We start from the raw sequence: 21,869 nt of genomic DNA on the forward strand, positions 1-21,869 counted from the left end.
CTTCCCAGGCAGTGTAAGAATTTAGAAATTGAGCGTCTTCCCTTCTTTATTGAACTCCTTACGTATGCCTGTCAGTATATCTTTTAGTAAAATAGTCTTACTATTTTTCCTCAGTGCTGCCAGGCAACTGTATTGCACCACATTGATAATAGCGCCACCTGCCAGTTCATATTTCTTCGCGATGTCTTCCAGGCTCACGTCCGCATCCAGCTGTACCTGTGCAGGGAATGACTGCTGCCAGAGGCGTTGCCGCTGCGCGGGTCCGGGTACAGGGAAATAGATCATCGACTGGAACCTTCTTCCGAATGCCTCATCTATATTCGCCTTCAGGTTGGTAGCAAGCACGACCAGCCCCGGGAAATCTTCTATCCTTTGCAGCAGGTACGCCACTTCCTGGTTAGCGTAACGATCATGCGAAGAGTTGGTAGCGCTACGTTTGCCAAACAAGGCATCTGCTTCATCAAAAAAGAGTATCCAGTTCTTATTCGCTGCCTGATCAAATACACCTGCCAGGTTCTTCTCCGTTTCACCGATATACTTGGATACTACCATCGAGAGGTCAATGCGGTATACATCCAGCTGGAATGTCTTTCCCAGCAGGCAGGCGGTAAATGATTTACCCGTTCCCGGAGGGCCATAGAACAAAGCCCTGTAACCGGGTTTGATCCTGTTTTCCATCTGCCACTCCTTCATCAGTGTAGGACCATGTTCTATCCAGGTGCGGATCTCTTCCACTTCCGCCATAATGTGCTGGTCCAGCACAAGATCTTTCCAGTCCAGGTCTGTCCGGATCTGTTTTGCGGGGAACTGCGTACTATAATGCGGCTGATAGGGCGTACCATGTGTAAAGAAGCTCAGGTACTCCGAAGAGATCTGTAAGGCGCCACTCAATGAAGGCTCATCTACATGCGCAGACACCAGTTTCAGCATGTTATGCTTCGCAAAGAAATGCCCCGGACTGAATAACTGCAGCAACTGAAATCGCTGTTGCAGATCATTGGCGGCCAGCAGGAATGCAGCTGTTTCGCCTGTAGGAAGAAAGCCACCATGCTGGTTCCCCTTCATTCCCCCGAATTCAGTGAAGCCCCTGTCATATGTACTGTTCTTGACAAAAAAAACATCCAGCAGCTGCGGCTGTATATGCGGACATAAAGCCAGCAAGAGCACCAGCCTTTCCTGTACGCTCATGTTATAATGACTCACGATCTGGGAATACACCGCTCCCTTTATGCCCGGCGGCGGAGGCGGTTCTTCGGCCACGAAGGTATGCGCCTGCTCAAAATACAGCTTCATTCTTAGTTGCAGTATCTCGCTGAACCATTGCAGATCGTTGTATAAAGCTGTTGCATTGGCTGCAATCAGGTGATTGTCCATTCGGTATATAACATTTTAGGGAGCCAGGCAAATCTCATCATGCCATAACTCCAGGGTAGTGTCTGTAAGATAATATCGTAACTGCGTTTATGCACCTGCAGGAACCACGCTTCCTCTGTCTGCCAGAGCAGGCCTTCCCGCTTCAGGAAAGATGCCCTGAACCCCTCTACGGAGCTGTTATGCATCTTCGGCCATTGCTGGATGGCAGCGCCTATCAGTGAACGGGCCAGCGCTTTGTCAGTGTCTGTTATTACGATGTCAGGGTTCAGCGGCTCCTCCCAGGGCATATTACACAGTACCTTATTCAATACCAATGCATGCTCCTGCTGCTCTTCGCCATCGTCCACCAGCAACTGTAAGAGCCTGACAGCTCTTTGCCGGGCCATTTCATCAACAAATTTTCCTCCGGACAACAGCTCCAGGCGGGAGAAATAAGTATGGAAAAACGGATGCAGTAACACCAGTCCCGCATTCTGTATAGTCACAGCCTGCTCCGCTGTTCCTGCTATCGGCTGCTTTCTGCCGAAGAGGCTTTCATAAGGTCTTTCTTCCTGCATAACAGGTGCTGATGTTTCTTGTTTTTGCCTGGCGGGTACCAGTGTCTGTTGTTCTTCAGGTGCTGTGCCTGCCTGCGTTGTACTTGTTTTCAATATGGCCGCCGTGGCCTGCTGTAATACAGGTACTGCCGCACGTATCTGTGTGAAAGAAGATACAGCGCCCATATCAAAGCTAACAATGGCCTTCAGCAGTTTATGCATGGTTGTTTCATCATAACTGCCGATGAACCTTGCCAGGTTATTGATATAGTCGTCGCTGTTATTCACCTGTATCTTTCCTGATAGCCATAACAGGTTGAACCTGCGGAACAACAACCGGATACGTTCCCGCTCCAGGTTATCCGTCAGCAGGCTTTCCATTAGTCCCTGCCACTCCTTCAATGCAGTGATGGTATGGTTGCCCCACAACAGTGGTAGTGCATCACGCATCATATGCCAGAAATCATCCTCTGTAGTATGTAATGCTACCTGTTGTAACACGGCGACAGGCGCCAGTACGTTCCGGTAAAACGCCAGCCTTTCTGTATGTGAACGCTGCTGGTATTGCAGCCATATCTCCCTGAAGCTGTTCCGGTGTTGTGTGAAAGTATGCGGCAATGCCTGTTGCAGGAATTGAATAGTATCCTGCTCGGCATAGACCTGCAGTTGTTTGCGGATGTTCTCTTCCAGCGGCGTGACCGGCCTGTCAAATAAGCGGTGCACTTCCAACCTTGCCTGCAGCTTATGCACCGGCTGTTCCCACATAGACGCCAGCATGAGCGGCCGCTTTCTGAACAGCAGGATCACCGCCTGCCTTAGCAATACTTCCTGGCGCCCTGTCTGTAATCTGCTGAACCAAACAGGTAAAGGCTGCCCGGTAATAAACGCACGGAACAATACCACCGCCTGCTCCCAGACCTCTTCCCGGTCTTCCTTGCTGACGATAGTGTCATAGTTGATCCATAGCAGTGGCAACGGGAGGTCAGTATGTATACCTCCGGGCAATGGCAGCAAACGGGGCGCCACCACCTGCTCATACGCATTGTGTGGCATCACCACCAGCGCCTGTCCTCCCTGCGAATGCAGTCCCGCCGTCTCATTCTCTTCATACAATACCTGTATAAAGGTGACGAAAGAATCCGATGGGATGTATTGCCGGTAGGTATCTATCGCCTTGCGGAAAATATAAAGCAGGTGAAAATAATCGACGTTGAAGTGCCGCGCCAGCCTTTCCAGGTTACGGCGAATGAACTGCTTCCTGTTGAACTGACCACTGTTGTCGGTAACAAGATAGGTGAGCACAAACAGCCATACCGCCCGCTCAAATTCACTCTGGGCATTCTGTACCAGGGGCTGCCGGTTGTGCAGGGTGATCACCCCGGTAATATACCCCAGGATGAAAGTAGCCTGCGCCTCTTCCAGTGAGGTGATGATCTTCTGCACCACATCCCGGGAGAAATGCCAGGCGATCCTTTTCAGGATATATTCCTGCTGTGCGATATTGGTAATGAACGATGCAAAACGGGAAGGATCGTCTGTGATGAGCGACAGCAACATCGTTTCCAGTTCGCCTCCTTCTTCCGGCATTGCCCACCAGGGCAGGCTTCCTGTACGCAGGTAATGCCCTAAAAGCGCATAATAACGGTCTGCCGCTGTATGGAAGTGTAGTCCTTCCACGGTATCCTGATGCTGGTCCGCTTTAGCAATACGTTCCCGTAAGGCCTTCTCCAAAGCCTCCGGCAACAAGCGGATGATATCCTGTTCAAAATTGGTGTAGGGTATGGTGCCCAGGTCTATCTCCAGCTGTGAGATCCAGACGCTCTCTGTAGGCGACAATACCCTGTCTATGACAGCTTCCGCTGCGGGAGACAGATGGAGGTTGAACAGGCTGCTGAATTTATCATGCAAAGCCCTGGCATTATCCTTATCAGTATACTGCACATCAAACGTCCACTTCCGGATAATATGTTCACCTTTGCCCATTTACGGCCGCCTGTTTTTAGTGAGGAATTCCAGCAGCTTCGAACGCTGCGGAGGCACAATACCATTGGTATAAAAGTCAGGTAATGCCTTCAACCAGGGATAATACAGGCTTTCGAACTGACGCATGTCTGCAATACTCAGCCAGCGGAAACTGAGCTTGTAATAGACAGGCGTTTGCTCGCGGATAAGGTCCTGCGTGAACTTCCTGAATTCTTCATACTGGAACCTGGCCGGCCAGGAAGGCAGCACCACACAGATAGCCGGCCGGTAAAAGGTGTCCGGCATCGCATGGCCATTCCCCGAGTCAACATAAAAGTCCATCCTGGGATAATCAGCAATGGAACCTGCTGCTATCTGCCGGAGACTGACCGCTATTTCCGTCATGTCGGCTTCAAGGGTCGGCTGCGTGGTATACACCAGGCAGGACTTCAATAACTGCTGGTACATATCCGCTGCCGTCAGCGTTTGCCAGTCTGTATCTATGATGAGATTGACTGTATGCTCCCTGTCGTCGAATGTCTGGTAGATACGCTGCTCCAGCAGCAGTTTCCCCCCGCGCCCCAGCAGCCGGAAACCATAAGCAGTTGTTTTCAGCAAAGGCCTTAACAGTGTATGTTCTACAATGTAAAAACCTTCCGATTCCTTACTGATATCCTGCAGGTGCCTGATCATACGGTTCTGCGCCTGTGTGGCCGCCTGCTTGCTGAAATGTTTGGCTACCGCATGCCAGGTGTTCTGACCAGGGGCCTTATATAAAACGAGGAAATGATTATTCGAAGGATCTTCCACAATCCTGTAATGTGCAGGATCTACGCCATGTTTCAGCAGGGAAACAGGCTGATGGCCGAAGTAGTATTTCTCTGTACCAATATCCTCATCAGCAATATCATCGCTGTACCAGACGGTTTCACCGTTGACATGTATATGCTTTGACTGCGGTACCGGCTGCCATCCGCTCACCTTCATGTCTACATGGTCTCTGTTGAAGACCGCCGTTAAGGGCTCCATCAGGTTGCGTTCAATATGCAGCAGTTTATATAACCACTGATGGTATCCGGAAAAAAGGCCAGCACCTTCTGTATTCTGCATATAGTTGAAGGCCTGCACACGCTCAGATAAGAGCGCCGGCAGCTTTTGCAGGATACCGGCCTTCCAGCGCAGCTCACAATTGATCCTGCTCTTTTCATCCGGTGGCTGATATGTCATTTCATACAGGCTCACCGGGTATCGTGGCACCACCATGTTAAAGCGGGCCAACAAGTGATCAAAGATGCGGACCTTCCTTTGCTGATACAGTTCGTCCTGCTCCGTCATCCTCCGCAGGGACCGCACATATTCATTATCTGAATCCGCCGTAAATGCTTCCCAGCTTTGTCTGCCTGACGTAAAGGCCTTCAGCAGGTGTTTGACATGAGGCACATCATACAGGGGCTGTGTAAAGTAAGTATTAGGCAGGACCTTATCGATATCCGGCGAAAAAACGGCCGACAGGTTCCCCAGTTGCGCCAGGTAGTTGGCCAGGATCTGTTCAAAGAATAAGAGATAAGCCTTGAGCTGTTTGGCCTGCGCCCTGCGCTGCGGCGTTTCATAGCGGGATATCTCATCATTCCCTACACCATAAATGGTAGGAAAGAAATGCTGCAGGGAATAATACTGTCCGGCATCGCGATAGGTAGCCTCCAGCGAATGATCCGCCAGTCCTTTCTCCTGACCTGTATAGTGCCGCTTTTTCACCTCCCTGATCTTCTGATACACATTCCAGAATACCGCATCACGGGAATGTTGTTCAAACTGATCGCTGTAAATGCCAATATCGTTACGACTGTCGGCAATGTCTACATAAGGATAATAACCCGGCTGCACTACTACCGGGCGACTGCTGAAATTCACACCATCTGCCGATACATGCAGGTATTTTACCTGCAATACGCCCGTTACCAGCGACACTGCTTTCACCATTTCCGAAGGATCGATCTGTTGTTTTCTTTCCAGCAGGTCTTCATCAGGCACAAAGCCCCTGGTGAGCTGCGGACCCAGGTAAATATCCTCTGTTGCATATCCGGCCTCCAGCAGCTCTGCTTCTGAAAGAAAGCGTACGTAAGGATGCACTACCTGTTCAATCGCACTACAGATATACGCCAGTGTTTCCCTCACAGGATAGCGGGGATCTACCATAATAGTTGCCTTGATGGAAATATGCTGCGCCTTCAGTACCGAGATCTCTTCAAAGTTCTCGCCCACACTCCTGTAGCGCATCAGGCAGTTCCTGACGTCTGCCACCAGTTTGTCTGCCGAAGACTGGCGGACTTCTATCTCCCGTGTCAGTTTATCATTGGGCTGTATAAAGACCCGGTAAGTGCCTTTGGACGCACCGGGGGTATATTTTGACAAAACAGGTTCTATCCAGATATTCTCCACCTCCTCCAGCTGGTCCAGTATCAGCTTACGGTAATCCGCAACCGTCACCGGTCCTGAACTGAGTATATCAGCTTTGCTGAAAAACGCATTATCAGTGGCATTGATACGCCCGTTCCTGTCAGCCAGCAGCTCATTGACAGGGAAGTCCGTTTTATAGGCCAGATCTGTCAGCGCAAAACACAACTGCTCCAGCATGGTAACACCAGGGTCATGCAGGTTATAGTCTGTCCAGATATGACCAGACAACTCCTGCACAAGCGTAAGCGCTTCGGCCCGCAACCTGGAATATTCCAGGCTGGTGTCCCGCTCTTTATCCCGGCTGATCTGTAAAGGAATCTTTGCCATAAACGATGCTTAGTGATAATATTCCTCCGGCATGAATGAAGTATCATCCCATAAACGCATAATGCGGTAATAGATGTCTACATCCGGTCCGTAATTACTGTTGGTACGCAATTGCAGATCATAGTTATGTGTGCTGCCTTTCCACCTCAGTCTCAGCCTGTTCCAGAAGAAACCATAATGTGCGGTGGTACGGCGTATGCTGCCACGCGATCTGCCGAATGCGGCAACTGCAATAGCATGAATAATAGCAAAGCGGCCCGAATTACGTTTACCGGTCCTCGCCATTATTTCATATGCATGACAGTTATCCAGCCCGCTGATGATGGAATGCCACCTGCCATCTGCCGGCACCTTGCCCATCATGTAAGTACCAACACGGCCTTCCATCGCTATAAAACCGGCAACATCCATTTTATAGCAGGGATTGCATTTTTTGCCAACCCCCATATTGCCGTTCAGATGGAAATAGAAATTCTTTTCATCCGTTGGTACTTCCTGGTTAGTGTCAGGATTGGCGCCCATCCGGAAACCCGGGTTCTCCCGTTCGTCTTTCTCCATCAGGAAAAAAGGCTCCAGGTCATCGTTGGTGCGGTAGAAGGAAACAAACCTTTTGGAAGCTCCCAGCGCTGCTACCAGCATACCATTCTCCTCATCTTTCGAGAAACCGTCCTCCTGTTTATTGATGGTGGAGTCTATCAGATGGGCAAAGTGATGTTCCGTAGGCAGCTTTCCATTCCGGAAATGCTCCTTCAGCTCCTCTCTGCCGTAAATCTTTGTGTTGTTTTTCGTAGCCATAGTCCTTTATTTGGGTTGTATGGTGAGTGAGATAAATTCTCCTTCTGCGTAATGGGAGTCGTCATCCTCCCGGTAACTGGTCCTTTCATGCTGCCCGATGATCATCTCTTCGCCGGTAATGACATTACTGATGCCTATAGGCTCCGGATCGCGGTATTCCCAGTCGTCCAGCACCCTGATAGAGTGATGTAATGCCGGGATCAGTATGGCTTCAGATGTAGAGGCCCTGACATAGTCCATATTACTGACAGCTGTGTCCAGCATACAGTGTATAGGCTTACCATCGGCATCTCTTTCTGCGAAAAAATGTACAATAGAAAACCCGGTTACATAAGCGATATAAGGCAGCTTTTTGATATAATTCAGGATATCTGCTGTATACAGTATACCACCCATCTTAACGTCTGTCTGGTTGTCGTACAGCCACGGCGTCATATAATGACGGATGTCATCCTGTAATTTTATCAGGTAATAATTCCTGTCGATACTGCTGGTCCCCTTTACAAAACCCACATCACAGATGATCTTGAGTCGCTCATACTCAGGATGGTGCATCGTAACCTTTACATAAGGAGGCAGCAAAGCTTTCACAAACTCGTTGATACGATACATGGTAGCAATGTCCATCAACGGCTCTTCGCTGTCGTACATCCCGCCTTCCGGTGGTTTGGGCACTATTACCAGCTGCACATCTGAAAAAGTGATCCCCTTCACACATTTCACGATCAGCACTTCAGGGAATGCTTCCAGCACCAGCTGTATGAGGTCAATACTGGATGTCGGGCGCTTCTTATGACGTAAGCGTTCACTGACGCGCAGGTAATATTCTTCGGATGTTTCTGCCGGCCTGCCACCAAAGGATGGGAACAACTGCCATATACGCTGAATACCTCTTACTTCCTGTTGTAATGACTTGATCGACACAGGAGGTAACGTAGTACCTGCAGCGGTATCTGCCTGGTCCCGTACGGCAAGCGCGGCATTCACGAACACACCTTTTACCATCGGTGTTATCTGCATTTCCTCGGTTGCAGACAATCTTATCCATTGCAGCTGTTTATCCAGCCGGGTATTGCCATAGCAATCCATAGACGGTGTCCGCATGCTGATGATGCCACTGCTGATAAATAGCTGGGTAGTATCTGTCTGTATCTGATCATTGTTGAACGGCACCCAGCGGTCATTATAGAGATAGCTCCAGTGTAACTTCGGAGACTTTGTCACCGTCGTATATTTGTAAAACTTCTCATCCATCTGGAACAAGAGGGAAATATCCTCCTGCGGCGACATCTGATCGAAGCCCAGGTACAGGCTGGCCTTATCATCAAAAGATGGCAGGAGCGCAAAATCGTCCTTAAAGGGAGAAGGATATGCCTGCCTGTGACCATAGGGATACAAATGGAATAATTGCAATGCCTGTTCTGTATCATTGGCCTTCTCCGGTTTCATGATCTCTGCCTGCTCCAGTATATAATCCACCATGATAGATTTCACCAGCGGCGTATAGGGTATATTGGGAATAGGCCTTTTCTTGCTCCATCTGCCGGCATTATGTGTTGCCACCTCCGGGAATAAGCGCAGGTACAGTTTATGGCCAAATGCCTCCTGTGGGCCCGCCAGTTCCAGTCGTACTGCCCCATCGGTATAAAAACCATCTGTTACAAATGGCTCCTTATCCAGCAATGGCTTATTATGGAAACGGATCTTTTTCAGATCGAGGTCTTTTAGTGTTACGGTATCGGAAAGTATCAGACGGCCTTCCTCATCGCGGTAGGTATCGAATAAATTCAATAACTGCTGCTTATTCCTTTCCGGCTGGAATTGTCCATCCTCGTAAGTACTGATACCCGTTTTGAATGAGTCATTGAGCATACCCGCGTCATAGGCGTCATAATAGGCGTTAAAGCCATTGTCCATATGCGGCAGCTCCAGCCATTCTATTTTGAAGCGGAATGCTTTTGTATAGGTATTGAATATATTACTGTCCTTGATATCCAGGAAAGAGCCGACAGCCGGCTGGGCGCCAAACAGCTGGAAAGGATTCGCAGGACTGAGTGGTCCGGCATTATTAAATAATCTTACAGACCGGTAACCTTTCACATTCGCACGAATGGCCACCCTTTCCAGCCGCAGTAAAGGCAGGTATGAGTAAGGATGATGAAAGCTGTTGTTGTTCAACAGCAGCTTTATCAATGGCAGGGTGGTCTGGTATTCACCATGATGCACAACAGGATTATAGAGTGCCGCCGCAGGTGCATTCGCGTCGTAGGTGATACTGATCACGAGACAATTGGGCCCGCATTCGGGCGGTGCACAACGTATACTGTGTTTCGCCACCGTATACCAGCCTTCTGCTGTTGTATATGAAATGATGAGGGCTGATGATAAGAGATCATTCATCACCAGCGCTTCCTTTTTGCCTGTCACTGCGGCAAAGTTCCTGACATAGGCCAGTAGCCTTTCAAAGGAAGCGGCCTCACAGTATAATGAAATCTCCACAGTGCGACGCCCCTCCGTCAGATAGAATAAGGGAGATGCAATGATCAGCCCCATGTCTGTCTCCTTCATCGTCCGCTGATCCAGGGGCAGGTCCTGCTGTGCTTCTCCCAGCAAAGGCCAGGGCGCTACCGGTAATGCACCCGGTAAATGATCTGCCGGCACGGTTACCTTATGGATCGCTGTATATACCTGCTGTTCTATAATATCTGACTGCTGCGGATTATTGGCCGATATCTGTTTATAGCTGTTCACATACACCGACTGCAATGCACGCAGCCTTGTCTGGCTCGCGTTCAGATCCTGGTCCAGGCGGTAAGTAACAGGAGCAGCGCCATTGCCGGGGTCCACGATCATCGGCGTACCTTTTCTGACTGCCACCGGCATGCTTTGCGGCATGGTGTCTACAAACACATGCACCTTGTCGGGCACCGCCGGTCTTTGCTGTATACCCAGCACGTTCCTGTAATAATACGACAGATGCTGGCCGGTAAGGCCGTTTACTTTATGCTGTAAATGACTGTAGAGCTGCGTGAACGCCATCAGCAATCCTATATGCGGATGATGCTCCATGACATCAGGCCTCCTTTTCAGGTAAGCCTGTGCGGCTGTGGTGACCTGGTAATATTTTGAACGGAGGTTATTATAAATTTCGTTGAGCGACTGATAGCCGAGAAAAACAGGTCCGGCTTCGTTCTGTCTGTTGATGAGCCTTGGAAAGAGTATCTGTAACTCTTTTGTAATAGCGGCCGAACGGAAATAACGTACATTCCTGAAGAGTCCTGCTGCCGCTCTCTCAAACTGCAGTGCATGGAGTACGTCGAGTTCCAGGCTGTCCTGCAGCTGATCTGTATAGATCCAGGTAAGCCCCTGCAGATCGGCTTTCTTCAGCTGTTGTAAATGACTGGCCAGTTGTATGGCAATACCGTAAATGAGGTTAAAAAGATCTGTTAATGGTGGTTGTAATTGTGCATCATTATCTGCCGCATCGAGTATCTGCGCGATCTCCTGTTGCTGTTGCTGCCAGGAGGTGAAATCCAGGCGTGAAATAGCAATGATCATGATGAGGACATCCGCCTGGATAAAATCTTTCCAGTCGCCCTCAATCTCATGTTGAAAGTTAAAATAGTTGAACTGCGAAGACAGGTTCGACAGAAATAATAACAGGTCTTCCTTGCTGCGTTCATCAATCTTCACATAGGATGGCAACAGCGCTTCCAGTTTTCGCTCCGTCTGACTGACGCCATCCCTCATATAATCGAATAATTTATTCATAGCACGTACACGCTAAGGCAAAAGGTTGGGAGACACGATATTGGTGCCTTCCAGGAAATAGAAGGGGTAGACCATGTTATGCCTGGTGTTGGTAGTTATAATAGTATAGTGTATTTGTAAATGAAGGGTACCATGTACATCATCACGCAATAGTACGTCGAGGCTTTCGAAATTTACTCTCGGCTCGAAGTCCAGTAATGCATGTTCAATAAGATCGCTGATCTCTGTAATCATTTCACTGTCCACTTTCTCAAAAACCAGCCGGTGAAGATTGCATCCGAACTTAGGCTCCATCATTCTTTCTCCGGGTACAGTACCCAGTATGATGCGGATGCTCTCTTCTATATCGGCAACGTTGTGGCTCATTACCGCACTGCTGCCTGCTTTGTCGAATGCCGGAGGGAATGCCCATCCGGTACCCAGAAATGAATTGATCGCCATTTATCTTGTTTTTAACCGCCAATTAATACCGTCGGGCAACCCAGCACAATACTACCGCCATGGGCAGTACTGTCGCCCATACGGGCTGCAGGCTTGCCGCCTATCATCACCGTGGCAGAACCTTTTATGATTGAATCCGGCGGACCTACGCATACACACATATCGCCCATTACTGCTGCAGGCATCTTGCCTATCAGCACTGTGGGTACACCGGGACCTATAACAGGGCCGCCTACATGTGGTATAGGTGGTAATCCCGGCGTCTGCATGGGACAGGTGTGCATATCAGTTAGTCTTGCTGCGGGTGCTCCCATTTCATTAGTGTTTTAATTGATCATTACCATAGCGCCCTTGATCACTGTCTGACCGGAAGCGGATACTTCCGCTGTAGCAGTTCCTTTCGCCGTAAAGCCCATCTGGGCTGTCTGGTTGATGTTCATGCCCTTCAGCTCCATGTCCTGCGTAGCCTGCATCGATACTTTACCAGTCGCCTGCAGATTGATATTACCCGTTGCCTTTAGTGTAATATCCTTCGGCGTATCCAGTGTAATACCACTGCTATCCAGTTTAACGCTGTTATTGTTCTGATCTTTTATTTCGATGGATTTTCCGTCGTCGCTCAGCGTGATCGTATTATTGCCGGGCGTCGTGATCTTGATGATCTTCTTGTCATCATCAAAGTTCAGCTGCAGTTTGCTACGGGTATACAATGCTTTTACATTGTTCTTCTCGTCAGCCTGTGTGAGCGGCGGCACATTACTCTTGCTGAATAAAGAACCCAGTACAACAGGGTAACGCGGATCACTTTCCAGGAAGCCTAGTACCACTTCATCGCCTACCTCCGGACAAAATACCGACCCGGCAGCAGAAGTAGCATAATAACTGGCCAGCCGTGCCCAGATCCCTTTCTGGTCAGCGGCATTGGACGCAGGCTTTACCTGTATACGATACTGGGAGGCAGGATCTTCAGAGATCTTCACCACCTTTGCCAGCTGCAAACCATGTATAGCGGGCATCTGGCCATTGGCAGGTGTATAGGAGAACTGCTCCTTTTCAAAAATGGGCTTGTCGGGTGCACCAAAGCGTACAGTGGTGGTCCATAGTCCTTCCTCCATGACATGCCGTACCGCTACGATAAAGGCGTTCCCATTGAAGCGTTCTCCAACGCCCGACAGTTCCAGTACTTTTCCCGGTTTGGCAAGCGCGCTGCCGATGAAGGAAACAGTCCCTTTCATAGCATTCATACGCAGGCGCAGCAAGGTGCTGTCTGCCCACGACTTCAGGTCTGCCTGTGGCAGCGGGGTGCTGGAAATGAGCTTCAGCTGCGTTTGCGACAGCTTTTCTGAGAATGATTTGGCCGTGAGATTACCGTGTGTATTCAGGCTCGGTTCTGTTGCACTTGATGTGATCAGGGCCAGCGTTTGTGGGTCCCAGGCTGCCGCTTCCAACGTAGGCGGCTGCTTTTCCGCATTCAGCTCTGCGTCAAAAGAGATCATCCCGTCCCCGTAACCCACCGCCAATACAGCGGCGTTGGTGAACTGCGGTTTACCAATGGTGATCATATCATCACCCAGTACTGTGATGTAACCATTATAAGCCGCCCTGGCCAGGATAAAATCCCAGTCAGTAGCAGACTTCTGGAACAACACTTCCTGCTGGGCACTGGTAGCGTCTACCGTAACAGAGAGACCATAGGTACCCACGATTTTCTGTATCGTGTCGCTGTCAGTCGCGTCGGAAAACTCTGCCTCTTTCTGGTTCAGCGTCATCTTCACGGCTTCATGCTTACAGGTCACCACCACCTGGAATAGTTTAGCACTGCTGATGCGCAATGCCTGTTTAATGATCACACCTTTGAACACAGATTGCTCAGTGTCCTCTCCATAACCGGCAGTGATCGAGATGTTGTTACCAGGTACCAGGTCAGCACTTTCGCTGGAAGGGAACTCACCTCCGTCGCCACCTTCCCCGATATCGCCGGTGCCTTCCACAAATACGATCTCCGCATAAGAGATCTTATTGATCTCATGCGAAATATTGACGGACACCACGCCGAATTTCTCCTGGAGGGCATTGCCGTTTACAGTCAGGGTGAACCGGAGTGTAGGATCTGTTATATTAGTAACACTTGGAGCCGACATTACGCTTTCTTTAAAGGTGGAAAATACAGTTCATCTCCCGGCCTGATGGCATGTACACTACTCAGTCCGTTGATCCTGGCTACTTCCATATAATAGGAAGGATCGCCATAAATGCGGTAAGCCATTATGGGCAATGTATCTCCGGCTTTTACAGTACGGATATGCGTCATGTCGGGCGAGGCCTTCTTCGACTTTTGTTTCTTCGTCTTAAAGTCAAGTGATTTTGCTATCACCAGCTTTACTTCCGCCCTTAAAGCAGAACCATCCGGATTAAACAATTTGTAGTTGGTCGTAATGCTCGTACACACGCCCCTGTACACAAAATTGCCCCAGGAGATCTTCAGGAAATTAGGCCTGTGTTTATCTCCCTGGTAGGAAAACATCACGTCACGCAAGCTGTCTATATAACCGTCTACCGTCTGGCCGTCGGGTATCGGAATAATACCGGTGCCATCCACCAGCAGATCGAGGTTCAGGTCTGAGTCGCCCATTCCTGTAAAGACCATGGTAGGGTCAGACGCATTCGTTTCATCCGGCGATCCGTATTCCGCTTTGTAAGTCAGGGAATAAGTACTCGGGTTGATCATGGCGCTGATCTTGCTCAGGAGCTTGTCAACGCAGGCCGCATCCGCATAAGCTGCTATCTGTAATTTCTTGATCTCTCCCATAGCTATCTGTCGGCTTCAGTTTTCATCCTGCCCAGGATCTTGTCCACACATTCCCTGATAATACCTTCCTTCCACTGACGCAGCGTTTTCTCATCAGGCAGCGCCGTGGCAGATTTGCCCGTATCGGTAGAAACGGTCACCTTGATCACCAATTCTCTTACTTCAAGTGGCATCGCTTATCAATTAAACTTTTCAAAATACTTGTAGGCCAGCTCCAGGGTCTCTATCGCAATTTCCCCTTCTTTCGCCTTGAGGCCTGAGACTTCCATCTTTACAGGATAGACGCCATAGAACTTCCAGACGTAGATGGGCTTGTGGAGCTCATCCAGCAGCATGACCACAACGGTTGTAGGCTTGAATTTAAAGGTGGATAAGGTAGTCCTTACCCAATCGGTAACGACAGAGCCGACCAACAAGCCACGCTTCAGCACCAGGTTGCTATATTGAGGAGGGGAAGGCAGTTTGTAAACAAACTGATTCTCTCCCCCTTCCTTTACTGGTTCTGTGGCTATGTTAACGGAAATGCCGCTCACCTCCTGGAAATTCCCTTCTTCCTTACCCATGTAATTGATAAAGTTCACCTTGTAATGAAAGCCTGTCATTGGATATCCGGGATCCATACGCCTTATTCGCTGATGGTTAAACCTTCGTGCGCTACTTCCATAGTCTCAACGGCTATTTCGTTAGCGTCCGATTTCATGTCTGTTACCGTGATCTTGCTTGGGAAGGCATTCTTCAGCGTCCAGCTCATAGCGATATCCTGTTTTTCGTCCAGGAGGCTCACTACGATATTGACACGCTTGTAAGTGTTCATCGTGATGCCCTTGTATTTGTCCCACAGCGCCTTATCGCCCTTGAAGATGCCTTTCTTCAGGGTAACGTTGGAAAACTTCTGAATACCGGGCATTTTTACTGTCGAATATACAGGGCTGCTGCCGCCGCGGTATTCAATAATCTGCGTTTCTGATGATAAACCGGTTACTTCCTGGAATATCAGTTCAGCGCCGTCCCACATGACCTTGAAGGAAAATTTGACCAAAGGCCATGTGGTTTGGGCTTGGGTAGATCCGTCATCTGGCATAGTTGTAAGCTTTTAATGAGTAAGATAATAGGGTGAATTAGTCGTTGTGTGTTAAGATTGCTGCATCATCTGCTGGAATGTGATCACGATGAACTCCGCAGGTCTAACGATCGCTACTCTAACGGTGATCAGCATTTTACCATCGAGGATGTCCTGAGGCGTCATGGTAGAACCAAGGCCCAGCTGTACGTCGTAAGCCTGTTCAGGAGCAGCTCCTGCCAGTGCGCCCTGTTTCCACAGGTTGTTCAGGAAGTTGTCGATCATGGATTTTACGGTTACCCAGGTGGTAGCATCGTTAGGCTCGAATACGTAGGTACGTGCCGCGAGTTTGATAGACTGCTCGATCATGATGAGCGTACGGCGTACGTTCACATAACGCCAGTCCTGACTGTTACCATCCAGTGTACGGCCACCCCATACCAGCGTACCGATACCAGGGAAAGGACGGATCACGTTGATGGATTTACCAGCCATTACATCTACGTTCAGTTGTTTCTGTTCGTCGTGAGAGATGTTTACGGAAGGAGCGTTCACCATACTCACAGACACGTTAGCCGGAGCTTTCCAAACGCCGCGGGTGCTGTCTACCATCGTGTAGATACCAGCCATAGCGCCGCTTGGTGGCAGTTCGTTCAGGTTAGACCTGATCTCTTCCAGGATGCTGTTATAAACAGGGCTGGAAGCTTTGAGAGACTGGTGGAAGTTCTTTTTCGCGTTGGCATCGGGAGTTGCGATCGCCTTGTAGGCAGCTACTACCTGCTGTGCTTGTGTTTCAGGCAGCACAGTTGCCAGGTCAACAGCCGGATCGATGTTTTCAAAATCGATCTCGTTGGCCTGTACGATAGCAGTTTTCAGCCAGGGATAATAAGCCGCGCCATAGTTCAGTGCATTGATACCGATCTTGTCGCGGAAAGCGGCAACGATAGCATCTGTAGTATCAGTAGCACCTTGTTTCGCCAGATCGAAGAGACCAAAGCGGCTCTGTGTTTTCGCACAATGGGTCAGCACCTTTGTATACATGGTGTTGTAGGCGCCTTCACCCAGTGCGATGATGTCGGGGATAACCACCAGGGTAGGTTCAAACTCCTTCTCCAGTCCAAGCAGGATATCGGGCTTGGTATCCGAACCGGTAAAATCATCCAGGGCGATTTCCAGGCCTTCAGCCTTACCGCCATAGGTACCTACGGAAACGATGTAACAGTTAGCGCCACCATTCGCGTAGAACAGGCGGATACTGTTGTAAAGGTAGAAAGTGTTCTTAGGCATGATCGTCACTACCTTCGGAGCGCCGTTCACGATGAATGTTTCTCCTTTGTAATCTGCTGCCGGATCAGCAATGCTGAACTTTGCACGGAAGCCTGCGCCGAAGAGCTCTACGAACTCCGCGAAAGAGGTAACACGGGTTGGTTTATTCAGTAGTGATTTACCAAACCGCTCGGCCTTTTCTGTGTAGCCGATAAAGACAGGGACTGCTGTTTCGACGGCAACGGCAGAACTGGGGAAGGCGTTCTTTTCTTCTATGTAAACGCCCGGTGTCATGAGTGTTGAAGCCATAGCTGTACGGGTTTGAGATTAGTATAAAAAGATTTCAGAATAAGCTTGTGTGCGGTCATATCCTGGTATGCCCGCAGCTGAAATAGTTTGGATGTCAGGCGATGGAAGCGCTGGAATAACGGTCCTGTGCATGCCGCCAATCCCAACAGATTCCACCAGTTGAAATGTGTGTAAAGGTCTTTGCGCCAGTGCGATCGTTTCTTCCGAAACAAACACACTGGCGCGCGCGCCATCAGGAAGTGTTACTGCCTGGGGCCCTGTAAAATGAGTGCTGTTGCTGGTGTCAATGATAGCCGGTTCCGATAGCGCAGCAAGATTTGCGCTCATCAGAAAATAACACCAGCGGGTAGTCCTCGCGGCGAAACTGATCTCATAGCTGCTGGACAAGTCAGGCTTCAACTGCAGCACGATCCGGCCGAATGGTCTGACGGAGACAGCAGTACCCTGATGTTCAAACGCCACCACCTCACTGGCAGTGACAACATCCTCTTTATGCAACCTGCCTGGCGCATGTCCTTCAGCATTGCTGAATAATAATATACTACCGGGAATGTCTGTCTGAGGCAGACCCGTGTAGTTATAAAAGTGCGGGTCTGACAATTGCAGGTCAAATTCTAACGTAAGCTGCTCCCGCAATAATTGCGTTCGCGGATCCGTACTGCTGTTGTTGAAAAGCAATACGATCCTGTCCGGCAATCTGCGGAAGATTAAATCATAACGTCGCATGTCTGTTGCAGTATGTTGTGGCAGAAGCACGCGAATATTCCTTAAACAATTGTCAGCGAAAAAACCGTGGCGGAAATAAATTTCCGTCAGCAAATCAAATCCCATTACTGTAATTCAGTTTACAGAAGTTTATCGTTTGTAGTAATGCCTGACACGGAAGGTCTGTATTCCCTGATGATACTGTCGTCAAATGTTAGCATACGCATTTTGTATACAACGGAAGGCATATACTTGGCGCCAAGTGTAGCCCATACATTGTTCAAACGCTCCGTGCCCATACTTTCCATTTCAAATACCAGCTTGTCTATCCGCCGGTCAAGCGATGGTGTATCGGCCGGAGTGAATACATTGTGCGACTGAAAGAAAGCCATGACGAAGGAGATGAAACGCAATGCTTCCGCATAGTTGTTTCCATTGAAGTATGCCGAAAACAATATGTAGAGATTAATGCAAACCGGAGGCATAGATCTGGCCTGCATCATCCCCGAATTATTACCGGGCACACCTTTCCCCATCGCTTCTTTCTCAATGTTGATCAGCGTTACAAGTACTTTATTCTCTCCCTGTATAGCAATACTACCATCCTGATTTACAATTCCGGACAGCACTACTTTTTCCTCGTTGACATGCAACTGCCGGCCAAAGTGTTGATTAATCACTTCAGTGATGCATGATAGGGTTTCGTAAATCATATGGCTATTATTTTCTCAGGAAGTACTCTGGCGTGTTATGTCTTCTCAGGAAGTACTCAGTAAAACTGGCGTTGCACAATGCTCTGCAGTGGCTAGTTTACGATGTTATGTTGTATATAAAACTTATCTATCGGCTTCTTTGTCCTCTTTAATTAGTTGTGTTTATTCAACGAAAATCAAGGTATTAGGTAACTCTAAAGAACTAAGATTTTCATATACGGCACAAGATAGTAGTTAAATGAAATTAATCAAATTTTTATTTAAATGAATATTTACCTATTTTTTATTAATTATTATTATTACTCTTGCCTCCAAGTTGTTTCCGTAAATTTTACAGTTTATGTATTCCCTAGTCAGGACCCTTGCCGGTTTCTTTTTTATCCTTATTATCTTTTTGTTTCTTAAAAACGATGTTCACGCCAGCAGCGTATATTCATCTCCCAACAGCGTATATTTATCTCCGTATGATACAGGCAGCGGATTAAAGACTATTACCCTACCAACTTTTCAAAAAGATACAACCGGGAAAGTTAAACTATTGCAAAAGATCATTGCCGCTTTAAAGTTCACTAAAAATGCAAGGGCAAGGGAACAACAGCGTGTGATCACTATCATCAGGACTGTCATGGCAGACTCTATGGTGGCTACTGCCGAAGACATTAAAAAGCTGAACGCAGAGTTGTCCTTACAGCAGAACCAGCACTTTGATTCCCTGCGTGCACTTATTAACGGTATTATTGCCAGCCAGGCAAAAGACACCCTGCTGCCACCAGATGAGACGCCGGTAGTTCCACCTGCACCGGTACCGGAAACAGATGTCGCCTCCCTCATCAGCAAGATCATTCCTATTTTACAGCAAAAGGAAAAAGAGGAAAGGAACAGTGAAGCACAACAGAAGCAATTGCAGGCGGTCCGTGCATTGTATGGACGTCCTCCAGGCAAGATAGATACCTTACGACTCAGCGATACATTGGGAACAACATATACAATTACCCTGGGCCATAAAGCAGAAGTACTAGGTATTCATCCCTATTGGATGAACGACAAATATCTCCAGTACAACTTCACTGCCCTGAGTGCGATCAGCTTCTACGGCTATACTACTGAAAAAGATATTAAGGCAAAAGACATTCCTCCCGCTCCCCTGAACATGTTCAACCTGGCTGCATCGGCCGGTAAAAACAGGATGTTCACTTATTATGAAAATGATCCTGCTCATATTGAAGAGCTCCTGAAAGATGAAGATGCCCAGTTCCGTTGCATTGATTCACTGTTACCTTTATTACAACACTACCAGGCAGACGGTATAAATATTTGGTTCAGTCAACTAACTGCTAAGAGAAGAGATGCCTTCTCCCGTTTTGTGACTTTACTCTCCAATTATTTCCAGCATAACAGTCAGCAGAAATATTATATCGCGGTTACAATACCATCTTACGACGATCAGTCTGCCTATGATCTGAGAACACTCGATCCGCTAACTGACCATTTTCTCATAGACTTTACAAAAGCAAGCGGTACCCGTGCCGGCGCATTAGCTCCTATGAAAGGAGATGCCCGCCGTGCTATCGAACCGGTAATGTCCCGTTTCCTGAATCTGCAGATTGCACCCTCGAAGTTCATACTGCTCCTGTCCTATTATGGTACGCAATGGAAAAAAAGCCCTACCGGCGGAAAGGATATTTTCACCCGGTATGTCCCTTTCAGTGAGATCAAAAATAAGTATCCCGGAGATACTTCCGTCATATATGATGAAGATGCCGTAGCCGCCTATGTAGAAGAAAAAGATGCCAACGGTGAAGTAACCTCAGAAATATGGTTCGATGATGAGAACACCCTGGACGTTAAATATGATTATATATTAAACAACGGATTAGGAGGCGTCGCTATCTGGCCCCTGGGAGCAGACGATGGTTATGGAGAACTATGGGATGAACTGGGATATAAGTTCATCAGTATAGATACCACCTTTACAGATACCATAAAACTCGGACCACCTGTAATAGTGAGCGAATCCTGGTGGACCAGAATGGTCAAAAAGGTCAACCATGAAATGCTGACCCTGAAACTACTGTTTACTGACCCCTGTCAGCTGGAGGCAGAAAAAGACAGGGATGACAGTTTCTTTGCCTACGTTACCCTGTTCTTCTTTATCTGTGCATTACTGCTTGCCATTTTCTATGCATATAATGTACGCATGACAGGTACGGAGTGGCCATGGAGAAAAGTAGTATTACGCATACTGATAGCCATCATCCTGGTCACTGCCTTCTTCGGTATTGTGACCCTTTTCCTGAACAGGGATGTTCCGTTTGGTATTACTCATGCTTCTGCAGGTGGTGCCGATGCCAAATCGAAATGCGTGACCATTCCCATGCTGGATCTCCTCTTGATCTTTACCATAGGATTGCTGCTTGGCATGCTGATCATGCGCATACTGATACGGCCTTTGCTGTCAAAGAATGACAAGCCTTAAGTAAGGCTCTTAATACTTAAAGCAATACACTTAATACCTGAAGCAATACACTTTAATGCTTGAAGCAATACACTCAATGCCTGAAGCGATACACGTAATGCTTCAAGTAATACATTCAATACCTGAAGCAATACACTCTAATGCTTGAAGCAATACACTCAATGCCTGAAGCAATACACGTAATGCTTCAAGTAATTCTCTTAATAATTAACTTAATAAAAGATAAGCGCCGCGCATTCAATTGGAGGGCCCTTACTGAGGAGGTTTCAGGTGGAGACCCAAGGGCCTTATCCCTTTGAGCGTGCTGCTACGCTTGACAGGGGTTCAATACATCTCCAACAGCCCAACACGACTGACAAAGCTAAATAGAAAGGACCGCGAAAAGGGATACAGCCCGGGGTCCCACCTGAAACCGCGACAAGCGACAAGCCAACCGCGACAAGCACCAGGCAAACCGCGACAAGCGACAAGCCAACTGCGACAAACGCCAGGCAAAACTGCAACAAACTCAGGGGAACATCTCTTTTGTCTTAGTGATGATTGCCTTAATACGCTTCGTAAAAGTATCACAGCATGGTTTGCTGTAACTATAAAGGACCAGCTCTCCCTCCTCAGATCTGGATTCAACATTCATTTCTACCATGTGGCTAGGATGATGGCTGCAGGACTCATTACCGAACTGATTGGTGAGGTAAGCAGCTATTCTCTCTGCTTTTGAATTGTTGTACCTGTTAGGCAGATTATGGATGTAGTCGGCCATGGTATTGTCCGGAACGAGCGTCCTTCTTATTGCACGGAACTGGATCATAACAGTGAATTATAGCGGGGAAACGATGCCACAAAGGTACGGATAAGCTGGCAATCCGGG

At 48.3% G+C, this 21,869-nt stretch carries 17 protein-coding genes; 1 reads left to right on the forward strand and 16 read right to left on the reverse strand.

Annotated features, from left to right (window positions below; translation table 11 throughout):
- Positions 1–21: 21 nt before the first annotated feature.
- From F3I09_RS15710 to F3I09_RS15775, 15 genes are all read right to left on the reverse strand, one after another.
- The gene (locus tag F3I09_RS15710) at positions 22–1,374 is read right to left on the reverse strand and encodes an ATP-binding protein (RefSeq protein ID WP_149695985.1); all 1,353 of its coding nucleotides are present in this window, start codon (positions 1,372–1,374) and stop codon (positions 22–24) included.
- Entirely contained in the window at positions 1,359–3,893 is a 2,535-nt protein-coding gene (locus tag F3I09_RS15715) for a contractile injection system tape measure protein (protein ID WP_149695986.1), read from the reverse strand. The genes F3I09_RS15710 and F3I09_RS15715 overlap by 16 nt, the downstream gene beginning before the upstream one ends.
- A complete protein-coding gene (locus tag F3I09_RS15720; RefSeq protein ID WP_149695987.1) occupies positions 3,894–6,656 on the reverse strand; it encodes a hypothetical protein in 2,763 nt (920 codons plus the stop codon). It lies immediately after the preceding gene.
- A 9-nt stretch (positions 6,657–6,665) separates the two neighbouring features.
- Complete coding sequence (locus F3I09_RS15725) at positions 6,666–7,451, reverse strand: hypothetical protein (RefSeq protein ID WP_149695988.1); 786 nt, start codon at positions 7,449–7,451, stop codon at positions 6,666–6,668.
- 6 nt (positions 7,452–7,457) lie between these two features.
- Complete coding sequence (locus F3I09_RS15730) at positions 7,458–11,222, reverse strand: hypothetical protein (RefSeq protein WP_149695989.1); 3,765 nt, start codon at positions 11,220–11,222, stop codon at positions 7,458–7,460.
- Positions 11,223–11,234: 12 nt separating this feature from the next.
- Entirely contained in the window at positions 11,235–11,663 is a 429-nt protein-coding gene (locus tag F3I09_RS15735) for a GPW/gp25 family protein (RefSeq protein ID WP_149695990.1), read from the reverse strand.
- A gap of 11 nt (positions 11,664–11,674) precedes the next feature.
- Positions 11,675–11,977, reverse strand: a complete 303-nt coding sequence (locus tag F3I09_RS15740) for a PAAR domain-containing protein (RefSeq protein ID WP_149695991.1) — start codon at positions 11,975–11,977, stop codon at positions 11,675–11,677.
- 12 nt (positions 11,978–11,989) lie between these two features.
- Entirely contained in the window at positions 11,990–13,804 is a 1,815-nt protein-coding gene (gene vgrG, locus F3I09_RS15745; RefSeq protein ID WP_149695992.1) for a type VI secretion system tip protein VgrG, read from the reverse strand.
- The gene (locus F3I09_RS15750) at positions 13,804–14,472 is read right to left on the reverse strand and encodes a LysM peptidoglycan-binding domain-containing protein (RefSeq protein WP_149695993.1); all 669 of its coding nucleotides are present in this window, start codon (positions 14,470–14,472) and stop codon (positions 13,804–13,806) included. Before F3I09_RS15750 ends, vgrG begins: the two co-directional genes overlap by 1 nt.
- A 2-nt stretch (positions 14,473–14,474) precedes the next feature.
- Positions 14,475–14,645 (reverse strand): DUF5908 family protein, encoded by a 171-nt coding sequence (locus F3I09_RS34065; RefSeq protein WP_188133827.1) that lies wholly within the window; start codon positions 14,643–14,645, stop codon positions 14,475–14,477.
- Between the two features lie 6 nt (positions 14,646–14,651).
- Positions 14,652–15,074 carry a phage tail protein gene (locus F3I09_RS15755; RefSeq protein ID WP_188133828.1) on the reverse strand — a complete coding sequence of 141 codons (423 nt, stop codon included), beginning with the start codon at positions 15,072–15,074 and terminating at the stop codon, positions 14,652–14,654.
- 23 nt (positions 15,075–15,097) lie between these two features.
- Entirely contained in the window at positions 15,098–15,511 is a 414-nt protein-coding gene (locus F3I09_RS15760; protein WP_255479693.1) for a phage tail protein, read from the reverse strand.
- Between the two features lie 93 nt (positions 15,512–15,604).
- Positions 15,605–17,107: a phage tail sheath C-terminal domain-containing protein gene (locus F3I09_RS15765; RefSeq protein ID WP_149695995.1), complete on the reverse strand. Its 1,503-nt coding sequence runs from the start codon at positions 17,105–17,107 to the stop codon at positions 15,605–15,607.
- Positions 17,108–17,125: 18 nt separating this feature from the next.
- Complete coding sequence (locus tag F3I09_RS15770; protein WP_149695996.1) at positions 17,126–17,833, reverse strand: hypothetical protein; 708 nt, start codon at positions 17,831–17,833, stop codon at positions 17,126–17,128.
- A gap of 119 nt (positions 17,834–17,952) precedes the next feature.
- Entirely contained in the window at positions 17,953–18,525 is a 573-nt protein-coding gene (locus tag F3I09_RS15775; protein ID WP_149695997.1) for a DUF4255 domain-containing protein, read from the reverse strand.
- 340 nt (positions 18,526–18,865) lie between these two features.
- Here F3I09_RS15775 and F3I09_RS15780 point away from each other — a divergent pair, with 340 nt between their 5' ends.
- Positions 18,866–21,001 carry a glycosyl hydrolase family 18 protein gene (locus F3I09_RS15780; RefSeq protein WP_149695998.1) on the forward strand — a complete coding sequence of 712 codons (2,136 nt, stop codon included), beginning with the start codon at positions 18,866–18,868 and terminating at the stop codon, positions 20,999–21,001.
- A gap of 508 nt (positions 21,002–21,509) precedes the next feature.
- On the opposite strand, the gene F3I09_RS15785 is transcribed toward F3I09_RS15780, so the two are convergent.
- Entirely contained in the window at positions 21,510–21,809 is a 300-nt protein-coding gene (locus F3I09_RS15785; RefSeq protein WP_149695999.1) for a hypothetical protein, read from the reverse strand.
- Between the last annotated feature and the right edge of the window lie 60 nt (positions 21,810–21,869).

The sequence above is a fragment of the Chitinophaga sp. CF418 genome (genome assembly GCF_900142925.1).
GTDB lineage: Bacteria > Bacteroidota > Bacteroidia > Chitinophagales > Chitinophagaceae > Chitinophaga.

Bases quoted from the DNA above. Each gene is read 5' to 3' on its own strand.
- F3I09_RS15710 (WP_149695985.1), bottom strand. From the start codon at position 1,374: ATGGACAATCACCTGATTGCAGCCAATGCAACAGCTTTATACAACGAT.
- vgrG (WP_149695992.1), bottom strand. From the start codon at position 13,804: ATGTCGGCTCCAAGTGTTACTAATATAACAGATCCTACACTCCGGTTC.
- F3I09_RS15770 (WP_149695996.1), bottom strand. From the start codon at position 17,833: ATGCGACGTTATGATTTAATCTTCCGCAGATTGCCGGACAGGATCGTA.
- F3I09_RS15765 (WP_149695995.1), bottom strand. From the start codon at position 17,107: ATGGCTTCAACACTCATGACACCGGGCGTTTACATAGAAGAAAAGAAC.
- F3I09_RS15775 (WP_149695997.1), bottom strand. From the start codon at position 18,525: ATGATTTACGAAACCCTATCATGCATCACTGAAGTGATTAATCAACAC.
- F3I09_RS15720 (WP_149695987.1), bottom strand. From the start codon at position 6,656: ATGGCAAAGATTCCTTTACAGATCAGCCGGGATAAAGAGCGGGACACC.
- F3I09_RS15725 (WP_149695988.1), bottom strand. From the start codon at position 7,451: ATGGCTACGAAAAACAACACAAAGATTTACGGCAGAGAGGAGCTGAAG.
- F3I09_RS15715 (WP_149695986.1), bottom strand. From the start codon at position 3,893: ATGGGCAAAGGTGAACATATTATCCGGAAGTGGACGTTTGATGTGCAG.
- F3I09_RS15780 (WP_149695998.1), top strand. From the start codon at position 18,866: ATGTATTCCCTAGTCAGGACCCTTGCCGGTTTCTTTTTTATCCTTATT.
- F3I09_RS15730 (WP_149695989.1), bottom strand. From the start codon at position 11,222: ATGAATAAATTATTCGATTATATGAGGGATGGCGTCAGTCAGACGGAG.
- F3I09_RS15735 (WP_149695990.1), bottom strand. From the start codon at position 11,663: ATGGCGATCAATTCATTTCTGGGTACCGGATGGGCATTCCCTCCGGCA.
- F3I09_RS34065 (WP_188133827.1), bottom strand. From the start codon at position 14,645: ATGCCACTTGAAGTAAGAGAATTGGTGATCAAGGTGACCGTTTCTACC.
- F3I09_RS15785 (WP_149695999.1), bottom strand. From the start codon at position 21,809: ATGATCCAGTTCCGTGCAATAAGAAGGACGCTCGTTCCGGACAATACC.
- F3I09_RS15740 (WP_149695991.1), bottom strand. From the start codon at position 11,977: ATGGGAGCACCCGCAGCAAGACTAACTGATATGCACACCTGTCCCATG.
- F3I09_RS15755 (WP_188133828.1), bottom strand. From the start codon at position 15,074: ATGACAGGCTTTCATTACAAGGTGAACTTTATCAATTACATGGGTAAG.
- F3I09_RS15750 (WP_149695993.1), bottom strand. From the start codon at position 14,472: ATGGGAGAGATCAAGAAATTACAGATAGCAGCTTATGCGGATGCGGCC.